Source organism: Streptomyces bauhiniae (assembly GCF_004784475.1).
GTDB lineage: Bacteria > Actinomycetota > Actinomycetes > Streptomycetales > Streptomycetaceae > Streptomyces > Streptomyces seoulensis.
Genome location: NZ_SRRT01000011.1, coordinates 34,626 through 50,066 on the forward strand (window position 1 = coordinate 34,626; position 15,441 = coordinate 50,066).

A 15,441-nucleotide genomic window follows, 5' to 3' on the forward strand; every position below is an offset into this window, starting at 1 on the left:
CGGCGACGGAACGCAACCGTTGCGTCGTCCCGCCTATGCTGGTGGGCATGACGACCAACGCCGACGAACCGCCGGCGCGCCCGCGCCGGGCCCCGGCCGGTGCCGCCGTGCTCCGGGAGGACGTGACGGAGGCGATCCGCGCGGCCGTCTTCGAGGAACTGGCCGCCGTGGGGTACGCCCGGATGTCCATCGAGGGCATCGCGCGCCGGGCCGGTGTCGGCAAGACGGCGGTGTACCGGCGCTGGCGCTCCAAGCTGAACCTGGTGCTGGACGTGGTCTCCGCGATGGCGGTCCTCGGCCTGCCCGCCCCGGACACCGGCTCCCTGGAGGGCGACCTCCGGCTGCTGTACGAGGTGATGTCGCGCGCCCTGCGCCACCCGGTGGCCTCGCAGATCATCCCCGACCTCCAGGCGGAGGCCGCCCGCAACCCGGAGATGGCCGAGACCCTCCAGAAGGCCGTGCGGGACGGGCAGGACGGGGTCGCGTCCAAGATCGTGGCGGCGGCGCGGGAGCGGGGCGAGGTGAGCGCGGACCTCGACCTGGACCTCGCCCTCGACCTGATCTCCGGCCCCCTCTACTGGCGCGCGGTGATCATCCGCAGCCCGAAGCTGCCGAAGGGCTATCTGGCGAACCTGGCGAAGGCGACGGCGGGCGCGCTGAAGGCGCTCTAGGCGGCGATCAGCCGCCGATCAGCCTCCGCAGCCGGCCCCGCGCCACCCGGGCCGCCCCTGCCGGGCCCGTCGCCACGCGCAGGGACAGGGCGCCGGAGTGGGTGGCGTAGGGGTGGGCCAGCAGGACCAGGTGGCGCGGGCTGGGCAGGGCGCGTCTGCGCAGGTGGGGGCTGTCCGTGCGGGCGTGGGCGGTGATGTCCCGGTGGGCGCCGTCCTTGTAGTGGACGGTGAGGCACAGGTCCCAGACGCCCGCGCCCAGCGCATGCAGGTCGACGGCCGCCTCGGCGGTCCAGGTGCCGTTCGGCGCGGGGGCCAGCGGCAGCGTGATGTGCCGGGCCGGGCGGCCGGTCGTCCGGTCGTGCCAGCGGGCGGTCACCGCCAGCGGGCCCGCCTCGGCGAGCCGGCCGTACAGCTCGTGCAGGCGCAGCCGGAGCCGGGCGCCGCGCGCGTGCGGGAGCAGTTCGGCGTCCATCGCGCAGGGCAGCGCCTCGGTGGGGCAGGTCAGCAGGGGGGTCAGGTCGACGCCGGGATGCGCGTCCGACCAGACGGGGGTGCCCTCGGGGGTGCGGGCGTACGGGGGGAGCAGGCGGGCCGGGCGGGCGGCCAGCTCGCGCAGCCGGGGGAGGTCGCGCGGCTCGGGGGACGCCAGCACGAACCGGCCCAGCAGGGTGCCGGGTGCGGCGGGGTCCCGCGCCCAGTCCTCGGCGTCGTACCCGGCGAGGCAGTTGCGGGTGTGCACCCACCAGGCGCGGCGGTACTCCGGGTCGCGCAGGCCCAGTTCGCGCAGGTACATGCGCAGTTCGTGGTCGAGGAACTTCGCCCGCGCCGCCCGCGCCAGCTCCGTCTCACCGGCGCCCCGCAGGATCTCGTACGCCTCGGCGCAGGCGCGGGTGCGGGCGTGCCAGTTGCCGATGTGCTCCCGGTTCAGGGAGAGCGAGAGCTGTTCGGCGGCCCGGCGGACGTGCCAGACGTAGACGAGGTCGGGGACGAGGGCGAGGCGGGGGGCGGCGGCGAGGACGCGGGCGGTGAAGACGAAGTCCTCGTAGAGGTAGCGGCCCTCGGGGAAGCGGATGCCGTTCACCCGGAGGAAGTCGGTGCGGTACAGCTTGTTGACGCACAGGGTGTCGTGGACGAGGTGCGGGCGCTCGGCGGGGTGCCCGATCAGCGCCGGCTCCGCGAACAGGCGTGCCTGCCAGGGGTGTTCGCGGCCCGAGGGCAGTTCCCGGCGCACGCACAGCCCGGCCGTCACCTCGGCGCCCGTCTCCGTCGCCGCCCGCAGCAGCGCGGCCACCGCGCCGGGCGGCAGCAGGTCGTCGCTGTCCAGGAACATCACGTACGGCAGGCTCACCGCGTCGGTGCCGGTGTTGCGCGGGGTGCCGCAGCCGCCGCTGTTGACGGCGTGCCGGAGCACCCGCAGCCGGGGCTCGGCGGCCGCGAGCCGGTCCAGGATCTCGGCGCTGCCGTCGGTGGAGCGGTCGTCCACGGCGATGACCTCGCCCACCGCCGGACCCTGGTCCAGCGCGGAGCGCACGGCGTCGGTGACATGGGCGGCGTCGTCGTAGCCGATGACCACGACGGCGACCTGCGGCGCTTCGGGCATGGGGTCCATGGTCGCTGCCGGGCCGTCAGGAACCGGTCAGAGCGGCGCGGTCCGGGACCCGGCCGGGCTCCGGCAGGGCGCGGCTCGCGGGCACGTTGGCCGGGGGCCGGGTGGACTGCCACAGCCGGACGAAGGACAGCACGGCGGCGCCCAGCAGCAGCAGGTTGCGGGCCAGGATGAGCAGGCAGCCAGGCCAGGTGCCGTCGATGACCGCGCCGTAGTTCATCGGGAAGACCAGGGTGCTCACCCCGGTGGCGATGAGGATCAGTACCGCCACCGGACGCTGGCGGGTGTGCCGGGAGGTCAGGCAGACGGCGGCCAGGCCCAGCAGCCAGATGAGGTACTGCGGGCTGATGACCCGGCTGGTGACGGTGAACAGCAGCACGGCGGTCAGCGCCGCGTCGTACGGCGTCGCCGGGGAGAAGTGCCGGGCCCGCAGTCGCCACACCACCAGCAGCGCGAAGGCGGCCGCCGTCAGGGCGAGGGAGGCGGTGGCGACCGTGTGCACCTGGGGGCCGACCAGTTCCATGGAGCCGTACTGGTAGCGCACCGTGCCGGACCAGCCCGCGTGCCGGGCCAGGTTGAGCGCGGTGCCGCCGAGCGACTCCAACTGGACGCCCCGGCCGCCCTGTTCGCGCAGGAACGCGAAGGGGTTGGCGAACAGCAGCGCCAGTACCGCGAGCGAGGCGCAGCCGGCCGCCGTCGCCCAGGACCACGCCGAGCGGGTCGCCCGTCCGCGTGACACGCCGAGCAGCACCAGCGCGGGCCACACCTTCACCACCGCGCCGAGCGCGCCGAACACCCCGGCCGCGCGCGGCGACCGGCCGAGCGCCAGCAGGGCGGCCACACCGAGCGCGGTGACCTGGACGTCGTAACGCGCCAGCGGCATGTGCAGCAGCAGCGGGAGACCGCCCACCCAGAGCGCGGCGCCGCGCAGACTGCGCCCGGTGCGCCGCCCGGCGACGGCCAGCGCCACCGCCACGGCCCCGTCCGCCACCAGCGTCAGCAGCACGAACGCCTCGAAGTACGACAGCCACGGCAGCAGCCCCGGCGCCAGCAGCACCAGCCCCGCGCCCGGCGGGTACTGCCACAGCGTGTCGTGCGTCGGGAACGTGCCCTGCGACAGCACGCCGTACCAGTGGAAGTACAGCCGCCACACCTCGCGCGACACCGAGCCGCCGCCCAGCACGTGCGCCGAGCCGAGGGTGAGGAGCCCCAGCATCAGCGCGCGGGTGGCGAGCCAGCCGGCGACGAGGGCGAGGACCGGACCGGAGGTGACACGGAGACGGTTCATCGCGTGGGAGCCTAATCCGCGCGGATGGTGTATCTCTGCCGATACGCCGTCAATGATCGGAAAAGACTGGCACATCGCAAAAGATCGGGCCGTGGTGGACGTCGGGCCTCTGGTGGAAACGCAGCCGCCCCGGGCGGCTGGAAGAACGGCGGCCGTGCCGGGCGGCGCGGACGCGGAGCGGACCGGCCGGGTGCCCTGGCGCGTCCGGTGGGGCGCACCCGTGTGCCTGCCCGCGCTGGTGATGCTCGGGCTCGGGCTGTGGGGGGTGGACCGGGGCGGGATATGGCGCGACGAGGCCGTCACCTTCCAGGTCGCCCGCCGCTCGGTGCCGCAGATCTGGCAACTGCTGCACGGCGTCGACGCGGTGCACGGCCTGTACTACCTGCTGATGCACGCCGTCCTCGCCTTTCACCCGGACGAGGTAACGCTCCGGCTGCCCTCGGTGTGCGCGGCGGCCGTCACCGCCGCCCTCGTCGGCGAACTGGGCGTCCGGCTCGCCGGGCCGCGCGTCGGCCTGTGGGCCGGACTGCTGTACGCCGTCTCGCCGTTGGCCGGCCACTACGCCCAGGAGGGCCGCTCGTACGCGCTCGTCGCGGCGGGCGCCACCGGCGCGACCCTGCTGTTCGTCCGCGGGGTGCGCACCGGCGCCTGGCGGGCCTACGGCACGGTCCTCGCGGTCACCTGCTGGCTGCACGAGTTCGCCGTGCTGCTGCTCCTGGCCCACGCGGCGTCCCTCGCGCTGGCCCGCGTCGGCGCGCGGGTGTGGCGGGGCTGGGGGAGCGCGGCCGGGCTCGTGACGCTCACCCTGCTGCCGATGATCCTGGTCTCGCACGCCCAGTCCGCCCAACTGGCCTGGGTGCGCCCGCCGACCTGGGCCACCGCCGACAGCCTGCTGCGCTGGTTCCTCGGTCCCGGCGAGGGCGTGTACTGGACCTGCCTGGTGCTCGCCCTGCTCGGCCTGGCCGGACTCGCCGGGCCACCGGGACGGCTGACCTGCGCGCGGGTCGGCCTGCCGCTCGCCGTGGTGCCGCCCGCCGCCCTGATGCTGGTCTCGCAGCTCTCCCCGCTCTACGTCGACCGGTACGTCCTCTACGCCCTCTCCGGCGCGCCCCTGCTGGTCGCCGCCGGCGCCGACCGGCTCGCCCGGCTCGCCGCCCGGCTGCGGCTGCGGGTGCCCCGGCCGCCGGTGCTGGCCCTGGCCGGGGCCGCGCTGGCCGTCCTGGCGCTGTGCCTCCAGCTCCCGCTGATGAGCGACGACCGCGACCCGGCCCACCGCCCGGACGACCTGGCCGCCGCGGCACGGGTCGCCGCGCGCGAGGTGAGGCCCGGCCAGCCGGTGCTGTTCCTGCCCACCCAGGCCCGCAACGCGGCCCTCGCCTACCCGGCCGCCTTCGCGGGCGTACGCGACATCGCCCTGGACGAGCCGGCCCCGGAGGCCGGGACGCTGTACGGCAGGGAGGCCGACGCGGCCGAACTGCGGCGGCGGCTGTCCGGGCTCGACCGGGTGTGGGTGGTGGCCGACCGGGACCTGCTGGCCGGCCGCTGGAGCCCGAGCGGCCCCACCGAGCGCGCCAAACTGGCCGTACTGGCCCAGGAGTTCATGCCCGCCGAGGAGTCGGCCGACGGCGACGCGAGCGTACGGCTCTACGTCCGCCGGGTCGCCCTCAGCGCGCTGCCGGGCCTTGCTCCAGTTCCCGCACCGCGGCGTCCAGCGCGCCGGTGAGCCGGTCGAGGCGTTCGCGCAGCTCGCCGATCTCGGCCGGGTCGGCCCCGGTCGCGGCGGCGATGCGGCGGGGCACCTCCAGCGCCCGCTCGCGCAGGGCCGTGCCCTCGCCGGTGAGCGTCACCCGCACCGAGCGCTCGTCGCTCGCGCTGCGCTCCCGGCGCACCAGACCGGCGCCCTCCAGCCGCTTGAGCAGCGGGGAGAGGGTGCCGGAGTCGAGCCGCAGATGCTCCCCGAGCTGCTTGACGGGCAGCGCGCCGCGCTCCCACAGCACCAGCATCACCAGGTACTGCGGGTAGGTGAGCCCGAGGTCCTTGAGCAGCACCCGGTAGACGCCGTTGAAGGCGCGGGAGGCGGCGTTCAGGGAGAAGCAGATCTGCCGGTCCAGGCGGAGCCAGTCCGGGTCGGCGGCGTCGGTGGCGGGACCGGCCGACGGGGTGGGCGAGACGCTCATGACACCCAGGATAGCGGGACGGTGGCAGTTTGGTTGTGCACAATTTAATTGTGTGCTCTACTCGATGGCGAGGGTGGCGGTCCTCCTCGGCCCGCCGCCACCGACTTCACCGAGAGGACCGGTCTCCCCATGGACGCGCTCTACACCGCCGTCGCCACCGCCACCCACGGCCGCGAGGGCCGCGCCGTCTCCTCCGACGGCCGCATCGACCTGCCGCTGGCCATGCCGCCCGAGATGGGCGGCGACGGCCAGGGCACCAACCCCGAGCAGCTCTTCGCCGCCGGTTACGCCGCCTGCTTCGGCAGCGCGCTCGGCCTGGTCGGCCGCCAGGCCAAGGTGGACGTCTCCGACGCCGCCGTCACCGCCGAGGTCGGCATCGGCAAGGAGGGCGAGGGCTTCGGCCTCAAGGTGACGCTGCGCGTCGAGCTGCCCGACACCGTGGACGAGGAGACCGGCCGCAAGCTGGTCGAGACCGCCCACCAGGTCTGCCCGTACTCCAACGCCACCCGCGGGAACATCGAGGTCACCCTCGTCGTCGAGTGAGCCCCCGCCGCACGTCTCACGGGGACCGGGTGAGCTGATCGGCTCCCACGGCCGGGCCGGGGATGCGCGCCGCACCGGTGGCGGGCATCGCCTCGCCGAGCAGCAGGGTGCGTACCACCCGCTCGGCGGCCCGGCCGTCCTCGAACTCGCAGAAGCGCGCCCGGAAGTCGGCCCGCAGTGCCGCCGACTCCCCGTCCCGCCACGCCCCGGACTCGAACAGCCAGGCCAACTCCCGCTGCGAGTACGTCACATGGCCCGGCGGCCGGGCGGTGAGGTCCAGATAGGCGCCCCTGCTCGCCCGGAAGGTGTCCCAGTCGTCGGCGTGGACCACGATCGGGCGGTCCAGTACGGCGTAGTCGAACATGACCGACGAGTAGTCCGTGACCAGCACGTCCGAGGCCAGCATCACCTCCGCCGCCTCCGGCTCGTCCGTCGCGTCGACCACCACCCCGCGCCGGGCCAGCTCCGCCAGACCCGCCCCGCGCGCCGGGCCGTTCGCCAGCGACGGGTGCAGCCGCACCACCAGCGTGTGCCCCTCGCCCAGGCCGGCCGCGAACGCCGCCAGGTCGATCCGGTCCGCGTGGCCGCCCCGGACGTAGTCGCGCCGGGTCGGGGCGTAGAGCACCACCGTGTGGTCCTCGGGGATGCCGTGCCTGCGGCGGAACTCCCGGCCCCGCGAGGCGCCCGCGCCCACCAGGACGTCGTTGCGCGGGCTGCCGGTGCGGACCGAGGTGAAGTGGCAGGGGAAGGCCCGCTCCCACACCAGCTCCGCGTGCCGGTTGGCCACCAGGCCGTAGTCCCAGCGGTCCGCCCGGCGCAGCATCCGGGGCACGTCGAAACCGAGCCGGGCGCCGGGCCGGTCCAGCAGATCGGCGCCCAGGTACTTGAGCGGGGTGCCCTGGTGGGTCTGGATGTGCGTGGCGCCGGGCCGCTTGACCAGCGCGCCCGGCCAGTTGACGTCGTTGACGAAGTACGAGGCCCGGGCGGTGACCTGCAGATAGCGCCGCGAGCCCAGCAGCACGTACTCGGTGTCCGGGGGCAGGGTCGCGGCGGTCTCCTCGTCCCGCACCACCCACACCCCGCGCAACTGAGGTGCGATCACCTTCGCCGCCCGGTACACCGCCGCCGGGTCGCCCAGCATGCCCCGGTGCGAGGACGCCGAGTACACCACCAGACCGGGGTCCAGCGGGCGGCGCGACTGCACCGCCGACCAGCCGCGCCGGGCCCGGGCCCCGGCCGCCGTCCGCAGCCGTGCCGCACGCCGTCCGGCCTCCCGGCCCGCCTGCGCGGCCCGGCGGCGCAGGAGGTACGCCCCGTAGCCGCCCTCCAGCACACGGGTCTCACCCTCGGCGCGGGTGCCCTCCGGCTTGTGCGTGCGGAACATCTCCGCCGTGCGCCGGAAGAACTCGGCCTTGTCACCCGGCGGCAGCCGGTCCGGCTTGGCCAGGATGTCCAGGCAGTGCTCACCCATCTTGCGGTGCAGATACGGCCGCCAGCGCCACAGCTCCGGGTTCGCCTCGACGAACGCGAAGACCCGCTCGTACTGCTCGTGCACGTCGAAGTGCTTGCGGCTGGTGGTGGAGAGGATGTTGCCCTGCCTGCGCTGGCGGTAGTGCAGACAGATCCGGTCCAGGGTGGCGATCCGCCCGGCGCTCAGCATGACCGGGAAGGTCCAGGGAGTGTCCTCGTAGTAGCCCGGCGGGAACGCGAAGCCGTGGCCCGTGACGAAGTCGCGGCGGTAGACCTTGTTCCACACCACCATCAGCAGGTCGAGGATCTCCGGCCGCTCGGCCGCCGTGAAGGTGCCGTCCTCGGCGGCGAGGACATGGGCGAGGACGTTGCGACGGGTGCCGCCCCACCAGTAGGTGCGGGCGTAGTCGAAGACCAGTACGTCCGGGTCCCCGGTCTCCGCGAGGCGGCCGGCGACGGCGGCCAGGGCGCCAGGGGTGAGGGTGTCGTCGCTGTCGAGGAAGAGCAGGTAGTCGCCGGTGGCGTGCGGCATCCCGGCGTTGCGGGCCCGGCCGAGGCCGACGTTCTCCGGCAGGTGCAGCACCTTCACGCGGGGGTCGCGGGCGGCGTACTCGTCGAGGATCGCGCCGCAGCCGTCCGGTGAGCGGTCGTCCACGGCGATCACCTCCAGGTCGCCGAAGGACTGCCCGAGCACCGAGTCCAGGCACTCGCGCAGGAAGCCCTGCACCTTGAAGCAGGGGACGATGACACTGAAGCGGGGCACGGCGGATCAGCTCCTCACGAGGGACGCGGCGGCGGGGGCGGGCACACGCTCCGCGAGCGGCACCACCGGCGGCAGCGCCTCCGGCGGTTCACCGAGCAGCACCCGGCGCACGACCCGCTCGGCCGCCCGCCCGTCGTCGAACTCGCAGAACCGCTCCCGGAACACGGCCCGGCGCGCGGCGGACTCCTCACCCCGGTACTCGCCCTCGCGGAACACCCGCGCCAGCTCCTCGGGCGTCCGGACCACCGGGCCCGGCGCCTCCGCCATCAGGTCGAAGTACACGCCCCGCGTCTCGCGGTAGACCTCCCAGTCGTCCGCGAACACCACGATCGGGCGGTCCAGGTTGGCGTAGTCGAACATGATCGAGGAGTAGTCCGTGATCAGCGCGTCCGCCGCCAGGCACACGTCCTCCGCCGAGCGGTGCGCGGTGACGTCGATGATCCGGTCCGAACTCCGGGCCGTGCCCCGGTCGTAGAAGTAGTGGGCGCGCAGCAGCACCACCACGTCGTCCCCGGCCGCCTCGCAGAACGCGGCCAGATCCAGGCCGGGTTCGAAGCCGGTGGCGTGGTCGCGGTGGGTGGGCGCGTACAGCACCGCCGTGGCTCCCTCGGGGACGCCCAGCTCGCGGCGGACGCGGGCCACGTCGTCGGCGGTCGCCGTCACATACACGTCGTTGCGCGGGTAGCCGTACTCCAACTGCTCGTAGGCGCCGGGGAAGGCGCGCTCCCACATCTGCGTGGAGTGCCGGTTGGACGACAGGTTGAAGTCCCAGCGGTCCACCCGGCCCAGCAGCTTGGTGAAGCTGCCCGAGCGCGCGGCCACCACCGGGTACGTCGACTGGTCCACGCCCATCTTCTTCAGCGGGGTGCCGTGCTGGGTCTGCAGATGCGTGCTGCCGGGACGCTTGACGACACCCTCGGCGAAGTTGGCGTTGTTCACGAGGTACTTGGCGCGGGCCAGCACCTCCCAGTACCGGCGCGAACCGATCACCGCGTACTCCACGCCCTCCGGGACCGTGTGCGCCTGGTCGGCCTCCACCAGGAACACCGACCGGATGTGCGGCGCGAGTTCACGCGCCTTGGCGTGGATCGCGGCCGGGTTGCAGGCGTACCCCCGGCCCCAATAGGCGCAGTACACCGCGAGGTTGGCGTCGAGGGGGCGGCGCAGCGCGCGGGCGTAGCGCAGCCGGGTGCGCAGCATGCGCGGCTTCGGCAGCCGGCGCAGCACCCCGGCGGCCACCCGGTTGGCCCCGCGCAGCGCGCGGAACGGGGTGTACGCGCCCGTCGCCAGCAGCCGGTGCTGCACCCCGAGGCTCCCGCCGGGCACCCGGTACCCGGCCGGGCGGTGTCTGCGGTACAGCCGTCCGGCGCGGCGGAAGAACGCCCGGTGGCCCTCGGTGAGCCGCTCGGGGCGGGACGCGGTCTTCAAGACCTGGGTGAAGAGCTGCCCGAACAGGGCTCGGGCCCGCTCCGCCGGGAGCGCGGACTCGGCTGCCCGGCGCAGCACCCGGTCCACCTGGTCCAGCAGGTCCCGCTGGTGCGGTCCCGGTGCGTTCAGCCTGCTGCCCTGGCGCCGGGCCCGGTGCCGGACGACCGGCCGGCGCAGCACCGCGATCCGTCCGGCGGCGACGGTGACCAGGCCGCCCCAGCCGAGGTCGGTGAAGTGGCCCTCGGGGAAGGCGAGTTCGTGTTCGGTGAGGAAGGAGCGCCGGTAGCAGGCGCTCCACGCGGGGAGCTGGGCACCGGTGAGCCAGGGGGCCGCGCCGGGCGCGAAGGCGCCGTTGGGAGCCTTGGCCAGCAGCGGGGCGGCCGGGTTGGCGGGCTCGCCCTCCCACCAGGGGACGCGCTCATACTCCGCGTACAGCACGTCGACGCCCGCGGTCTCGGTCAGCCGTTGGTCCAGCGCGGCCAGCGCGCCGGGCAGCAGCAGGTCGTCGCCGTCCAGGAACAGCACGTATCCGCCGCGCGCGGCCCGCAGCCCGGCGTTGCGCGCCCCGCTCAGTCCGGCCGACGGCGGTGAGTTCACCGGGAGCACCCGCCGGTCGCGCTCGGCGAATCCGGCGGCGACGGCGGCGGCCGGGGCGTCGGGGGAGTCGCAGACCGGGATCAGTTCCAGGTCGCCGAAGGACTGGGCGAGGACCGAGTCGAGGGCCTGCGACAGCCGGCCCGGGACCCCGTGGGAGGGGACGATGATGCTGAAGCGGGGCATGCTGTTCTTTCTGTCGTCTTGCGGCCGCGGCCCGGCCGCCCGGCCGGACGCCAGGTGGACGGCCGGGTCGGCGTGGGCCGCGTCGTGCCGAGGGGCATGGAGACTCCCGGAAGGTCCAACGGTGTTCAGCGGCCCTCGGTGACGGGGAGCGGGCCGGAAGGTTGCGGCACGGCCGCCAGCGGCGCCCTGACCTGGCCCTCGGCCACCGGCCGCACCGGCCCGCGCGCAGCGGGCGGCACCGCCGGCTGCCCCAGCACCACATGCCGGACGACACGCTCACCCGCGTCGCCGTCGTCGTACGGGCAGAAGCGCTCCCGGAACGCCGCCCGCAGCCGGGCCGAGCGCACCCCGCGCCAGTGGCCGGAGGCGAACACGTCCGCGACCTCCTCCTCGGTGCGGGCCAGCGGTCCCGGCGGACAGGCGAGCAGGTCGAGGTAGGCGCCCCGGACGGTGCGGAAGGTGTCCCAGTCCCCGGTGTGCAGCACCACCGGCCGGTCCAGCCCGGCGTAGTCGAACATCAGCGGCGAGAAGTCGGTGAGCAGCGCGTCCGAGGCCAGGCACAGGGACGGCAGGTCGGGATGGGCGGAGACGTCGACCAGCCGGGCGTCCTTCACCGGCTCGTCGATCGGGGCGCGGCTCAGCAGGGTGAACCGGGGCCCGAGCAGGCCGAGCAGCCGGCCGGGGTCCAGCGGCGGGGTCTGGGTGCGCCGGTGGTCGCGGCGCGCGGGCACGTACAGCACGGCGACCGCTCCCTCGGGTACGCCGAGGGACGCGCGCAGCCGGGCCATGTCGGCCGAAGTGGCGTGCTGGAAGGCGTCGTTGCGCGGGCTGCCGTACTCCAGCGTGGTGTAGCCGCCGGGGTGGGCCCGCTCCCAGGTCAGGGTGGAGTGCCGGTTGCCGGAGAGGACGTAGTCCCACTGGTCGACCTCCCGCAGTTGCCCGGCGAAGTCCGTGCCCAGGGCGGCCGCCGGGCGTTCCTGGAGGTCGAGGCCGGTGTGGCCGAGCGGGGTGCCCTGCCGGGTCTGCACGTAGACCTGGCCGGGGCGCTTGATGAGGCCGGGCCCGAAACCGGCGTTGTGCACCAGGTACTTGGAGCGGGCCAGCGCGGTGAAGTGGGCGGCGGTGCCGGGGCGGCCGAGCCAGGCGGTGCGGATGTGCGGGGCGTGCGCGCGGAACGCGGCCTCCAGGGCGCTCGGGTCGCAGCCCTGGTCGGGGGCCGGGTCGGCGGCGAAGAGGGCATGGTCGGCGCGCAGGGGGAGGAGCCGCTGGACGCGGTAGTGCAGGCGCAGCAGGGCCGCGCGCAGCTTTCGTGTCCCACGTGCCGCCGAGGCGCGTGCGTGGCGGCGGAGGGCGGCGGCGAGGCGCAGGGTGCGGAAGGTGCGGTGCAGGCCGTGGCGGACCAGGGCGCGGCGGAGGCCGGGGGGTACCGGGGTGCCCGGGGCGCGGTGGCGGCGGCAGTGGGCGCGGGCCCGGCGCAGGAACGCGGGGTGGCTGCCCCGCGGGAGGCGGTCCCGGCGGGTGGCGATCGTGGTGAGGTGGTCGAGCATGCGGGCGTACAACTCGGGCCGCCAGCGCTCCCGTTCGGGTCTCTCTGCCAGGTACGCGAAGACCCGGTCGTACTGGTCGAACACGTCGAAGTGGCGGGGGCTGGTGGTGCGCAGGATGCTGCCCCGGCGGCGCTGGCGGTAGTGCACGCAGACCCGGTCCAGCGTGGCGAGCGAGCCGGCCGCCATCAGCACCGGGAAGGTCCAGGGGGTGTCCTCGTAGTAGCCCGGCGGGAAGCGGAAGCCCTCGCGGGTGACGAACTCCCTGCGGTACGCCTTGTTCCACGCCACCATCAGCACCCGCAGCAGCCCCGGCCGGTCCGCCAGGGTGAAGGGGGCCGGGCCGTCCTCGGTGAGCCGGTCCGCGAGCCGGTTGCGCAGGGTGGTGCCGTCCCAGTGGGTGCGGGCGTAGTCGAAGACCAGCACGTCCGGCTCGCCGGTGGCCGCGAGGCGGTCCGCGATCGCGCGCAGAGTGTGCGGGGTGAGGGTGTCGTCGCCGTCGAGGAAGAGCAGATAGTCCCCGGCCGCTTCTGCGATGCCCGCGTTGCGGGCGGGGCCCAGCCCGGCGTTCTCCGCGAGGTGCACGGCCCGCACGCGGGGGTCGCGGGCCGCGTACTCGTCGATGATCGCGCCGCAGCCGTCCGGCGAGCGGTCGTCCACCGCGATCAGCTCGAAGTCCGGGAACGACTGCGCGAGCACCGAGTCCAGGCACTCGGCGAGATACGCCTGGACCTGGTACGCGGGGACGATGACGCTGAACCTGGGCAAGGCACATCCATGGGTCGGTCGGCGCGGGCCTTCTGCCCGGCAACGGCCGCCCAGGTGACTTGGTTACGGCTCCTACGGCATACGGGGGACGCCCGGGGGAACCGCACGGATTCCCCCGGGCAACACCTGTACGGGCACGGTTACTTGACCGCGCCCGCCATCACCCCGGACACGAACTGGCGCTGGAAGGCGAAGAACACGGCCAGCGGGATCACCATCGACAGGAACGCGCCGGGCGCGAGCACGTCGATGTTGTTGCCGAACTGCCGTACCTGGGTCTGGAGCGCCACCGTGACCGGCTGGGAGCCGGACTTGGTGAACACCAGCGCCACCAGCATGTCGTTCCACACCCACAGGAACTGGAAGATGCCCAGGCTCGCGATGGCGGGCGCGCCGAGCGGCATCACCACCCGCGCGAACAACCGGAGTTCGCCCGCACCGTCCAGCCGGGCCGCCTCCAGCAGCTCGCGCGGGATCTCCGCGAAGAAGTTCCGCAGCAGGAACACCGCGAACGGCAGCCCGAACCCGATGTGGAACAGCACCACACCCAGGATCGAGCCGAACAGCCCGACCTTGCCGAAGAGTTCGGCGATCGGGATCAGCGCCACCTGCACCGGCACCACCAGCAGCGCGACCACGCCGAGGAACCACCAGTCGCGGCCGGGGAACTCCATCCACGCGAACGCGTAGGCCGCCAGCGAGCCGATCACCACCACGCCCAGCGTCGCCGGGACCGTGATCAGCACGGTGTTGACCAGCGAGTGGGTGATGTCGCCGTTCTCCAGCAGCTTGCCGTAGCTCTCGAAGGTGAGCTTGGACGGCTCGGTGAACACCGTCCACCAGCCGCTCGCGTTCATGTCCTCCGGCGAGCGCAGCGAGGAGATCAGCAGCCCGATGGTCGGCACCAGCCAGAACAGCGCCACCAGGACCAGCACGAACTGGATCAGCCCGCCGCCCAGCTTCTCCACCAGCCGGGCACCCAGTGAACGCCGGCCCCGCACGGTGTCCCGGGCGGGCAACTCGCGCACCCGTCCCGCACTCTCGGTGTGCGTGCTCATGGCCTGCCCTCCCGCCGCAGCCTGCGGATGTTGAACAGCATCACCGGGATCACCAGCAGCAGCAGGAACACCGCGATGGCGCTGGCCACACCGGGCCGCCCCTCGGAGAAGCCCTTGCGGTACAGCTCCAGCGCCAGCACATTCGCGTCGTCCTGGGACGAGCCCGGCGCGATGATGTAGACGAGGTCGAACACCTTCAGCACGTTGATCATCAGGGTGACGGTGACGACCGCGAGCACCGGCGCCAGCAGCGGCACGGTCACCTTGCGGAACACCTGCCACTCACTGGCGCCGTCCACCCGCGCCTGCTCCAGCAGCTCCCTCGGCACCCCCGCGAGCCCCGCCGCGATCAGCACCATCGCGAAGCCCGCCCACATCCAGACGTAGGAGCCGATGATCGCCGGGGTGACCAGCGCCGGGCCCAGCCAGTCGACGCCGTTGTACGCCTCCTTGAAGTTGGCCGCCGGGAGCCGCAGTTGAGCCCCGTCCGCCGAGGCGGGCAGGGTGAAGGTGCCGTCACCGGCCGCCTTCGCCGAGGCCACCACCTTGCCGTCCTTCACGGCCTCGATCCGCATCCCGGCGTACCCGCGCTCGGTCGCGTCCGGGGCGCCGAGCTTCCCGACGCCCTTGCCGCGGGTGAAGTCCTGCCAGACCGTGCCGGTGACCTTCCCCGGCTCCGGCCGGGCGGTGACGGCCCGCTTGGCGTCGTCCGGGAACTGGTCCGGGGCCACGCCGACCATGGGCAGCGCGACCGGGGTGCCCGCCTTCACCGGGTCCTTGGTGACGAAGGCGCCGCCCTGTCCCACCAGCGGCGACTCGCGGCCGGGGTGCGCCTTGGGGAACGCCGACGCCTGGGCGAAGGAATCGTGCACCCCGACCCACACCGCGTTGGCGACCCCCTTGTCCGGGTCCTGGTCGTACACCAGCCGGAAGATGATCCCGGCCGCCAGCATCGAGATCGCCATCGGCATGAAGACGACCAGCTTGAACGCCGTTCCCCAGCGCACCCGTTCGGTCAGCACCGCGAAGACCAGGCCGAGCGCGGTGGAGACGGTGGGCGCGAACACCACCCAGATCACGTTGTTCTTGAGCGCGGTGCGGATGCCGTCGTCCGTGAACAGCGCCTGGTAGTTGTCGAACCCGGCGAACTGGTCGCCCGAGGAGTCGTAGAGACTGCGGACGACCGAGTAACCGATCGGGTAGAGCACGAGCGCGCCGAGCAGCACCAGGGCCGGCAGCAGGAAGAGCGCCGCCACCACCTTGCGCGTCCCGGTCACGCTCCTGCGGCTCTTCGGCGCGGCCGGGCCCGAAGGGGCGCCGGCCGCCGCTGCCGATGCCATGACCG

11 protein-coding genes are annotated in these 15,441 nt (G+C 74.1%); 3 read left to right on the forward strand and 8 right to left on the reverse strand.

What is annotated here, in order from left to right; all coding sequences use genetic code 11:
* Positions 1-47 precede the first annotated feature (47 nt).
* On the forward strand, positions 48-671 hold the full coding sequence (locus tag E5083_RS29315; RefSeq protein ID WP_135788705.1) for a TetR/AcrR family transcriptional regulator: 624 nt from the start codon (positions 48-50) through the stop codon (positions 669-671).
* Between the two features lie 7 nt (positions 672-678).
* On the opposite strand, the gene E5083_RS29320 is transcribed toward E5083_RS29315, so the two are convergent.
* Both E5083_RS29320 and E5083_RS29325 read right to left on the reverse strand, forming a co-directional pair.
* Entirely contained in the window at positions 679-2,271 is a 1,593-nt protein-coding gene (locus E5083_RS29320) for a glycosyltransferase family 2 protein (RefSeq protein WP_425276764.1), read from the reverse strand.
* A gap of 25 nt (positions 2,272-2,296) precedes the next feature.
* Positions 2,297-3,565: a glycosyltransferase family 87 protein gene (locus E5083_RS29325; protein WP_135788707.1), complete on the reverse strand. Its 1,269-nt coding sequence runs from the start codon at positions 3,563-3,565 to the stop codon at positions 2,297-2,299.
* Between the two features lie 154 nt (positions 3,566-3,719).
* Between E5083_RS29325 and E5083_RS29330 the strand changes: the two genes are divergently transcribed.
* The gene (locus E5083_RS29330) at positions 3,720-5,288 is read left to right on the forward strand and encodes a glycosyltransferase family 39 protein (RefSeq protein WP_341869894.1); all 1,569 of its coding nucleotides are present in this window, start codon (positions 3,720-3,722) and stop codon (positions 5,286-5,288) included.
* On the opposite strand, the gene E5083_RS29335 is transcribed toward E5083_RS29330, so the two are convergent.
* Positions 5,230-5,742, reverse strand: a complete 513-nt coding sequence (locus tag E5083_RS29335) for a MarR family winged helix-turn-helix transcriptional regulator (protein ID WP_135788708.1) — start codon at positions 5,740-5,742, stop codon at positions 5,230-5,232. The genes E5083_RS29330 and E5083_RS29335 overlap by 59 nt on opposite strands.
* A gap of 129 nt (positions 5,743-5,871) precedes the next feature.
* Between E5083_RS29335 and E5083_RS29340 the strand changes: the two genes are divergently transcribed.
* Positions 5,872-6,285, forward strand: a complete 414-nt coding sequence (locus E5083_RS29340) for an organic hydroperoxide resistance protein (protein ID WP_135788709.1) — start codon at positions 5,872-5,874, stop codon at positions 6,283-6,285.
* Positions 6,286-6,301: 16 nt separating this feature from the next.
* Here E5083_RS29340 and E5083_RS29345 read toward each other — a convergent pair whose 3' ends face one another.
* The 5 genes from E5083_RS29345 to E5083_RS29365 all read right to left on the reverse strand — a co-directional run bounded on the left by E5083_RS29345 (position 6,302) and on the right by E5083_RS29365 (position 15,436).
* On the reverse strand, positions 6,302-8,518 hold the full coding sequence (locus E5083_RS29345; protein ID WP_135788710.1) for a bifunctional glycosyltransferase/CDP-glycerol:glycerophosphate glycerophosphotransferase: 2,217 nt from the start codon (positions 8,516-8,518) through the stop codon (positions 6,302-6,304).
* Positions 8,519-8,524: 6 nt separating this feature from the next.
* Positions 8,525-10,726 carry a bifunctional glycosyltransferase/CDP-glycerol:glycerophosphate glycerophosphotransferase gene (locus E5083_RS29350; RefSeq protein WP_135788711.1) on the reverse strand — a complete coding sequence of 734 codons (2,202 nt, stop codon included), beginning with the start codon at positions 10,724-10,726 and terminating at the stop codon, positions 8,525-8,527.
* A 125-nt stretch (positions 10,727-10,851) separates the two neighbouring features.
* Complete coding sequence (locus tag E5083_RS29355) at positions 10,852-13,038, reverse strand: bifunctional glycosyltransferase/CDP-glycerol:glycerophosphate glycerophosphotransferase (RefSeq protein WP_135788712.1); 2,187 nt, start codon at positions 13,036-13,038, stop codon at positions 10,852-10,854.
* 140 nt (positions 13,039-13,178) lie between these two features.
* Entirely contained in the window at positions 13,179-14,096 is a 918-nt protein-coding gene (locus tag E5083_RS29360) for a carbohydrate ABC transporter permease (protein WP_135788713.1), read from the reverse strand.
* Complete coding sequence (locus tag E5083_RS29365; protein WP_208754200.1) at positions 14,093-15,436, reverse strand: carbohydrate ABC transporter permease; 1,344 nt, start codon at positions 15,434-15,436, stop codon at positions 14,093-14,095. The genes E5083_RS29360 and E5083_RS29365 overlap by 4 nt, the downstream gene beginning before the upstream one ends.
* Positions 15,437-15,441: the final 5 nt, after the last annotated feature.

Bases quoted from the DNA above. Each gene is read 5' to 3' on its own strand.
- E5083_RS29335 (WP_135788708.1), bottom strand. From the start codon at position 5,742: ATGAGCGTCTCGCCCACCCCGTCGGCCGGTCCCGCCACCGACGCCGCC.
- E5083_RS29340 (WP_135788709.1), top strand. From the start codon at position 5,872: ATGGACGCGCTCTACACCGCCGTCGCCACCGCCACCCACGGCCGCGAG.
- E5083_RS29315 (WP_135788705.1), top strand. From the start codon at position 48: ATGACGACCAACGCCGACGAACCGCCGGCGCGCCCGCGCCGGGCCCCG.
- E5083_RS29320 (WP_425276764.1), bottom strand. From the start codon at position 2,271: ATGCCCGAAGCGCCGCAGGTCGCCGTCGTGGTCATCGGCTACGACGAC.
- E5083_RS29365 (WP_208754200.1), bottom strand. From the start codon at position 15,436: ATGGCATCGGCAGCGGCGGCCGGCGCCCCTTCGGGCCCGGCCGCGCCG.
- E5083_RS29360 (WP_135788713.1), bottom strand. From the start codon at position 14,096: ATGAGCACGCACACCGAGAGTGCGGGACGGGTGCGCGAGTTGCCCGCC.
- E5083_RS29350 (WP_135788711.1), bottom strand. From the start codon at position 10,726: ATGCCCCGCTTCAGCATCATCGTCCCCTCCCACGGGGTCCCGGGCCGG.
- E5083_RS29325 (WP_135788707.1), bottom strand. From the start codon at position 3,565: ATGAACCGTCTCCGTGTCACCTCCGGTCCGGTCCTCGCCCTCGTCGCC.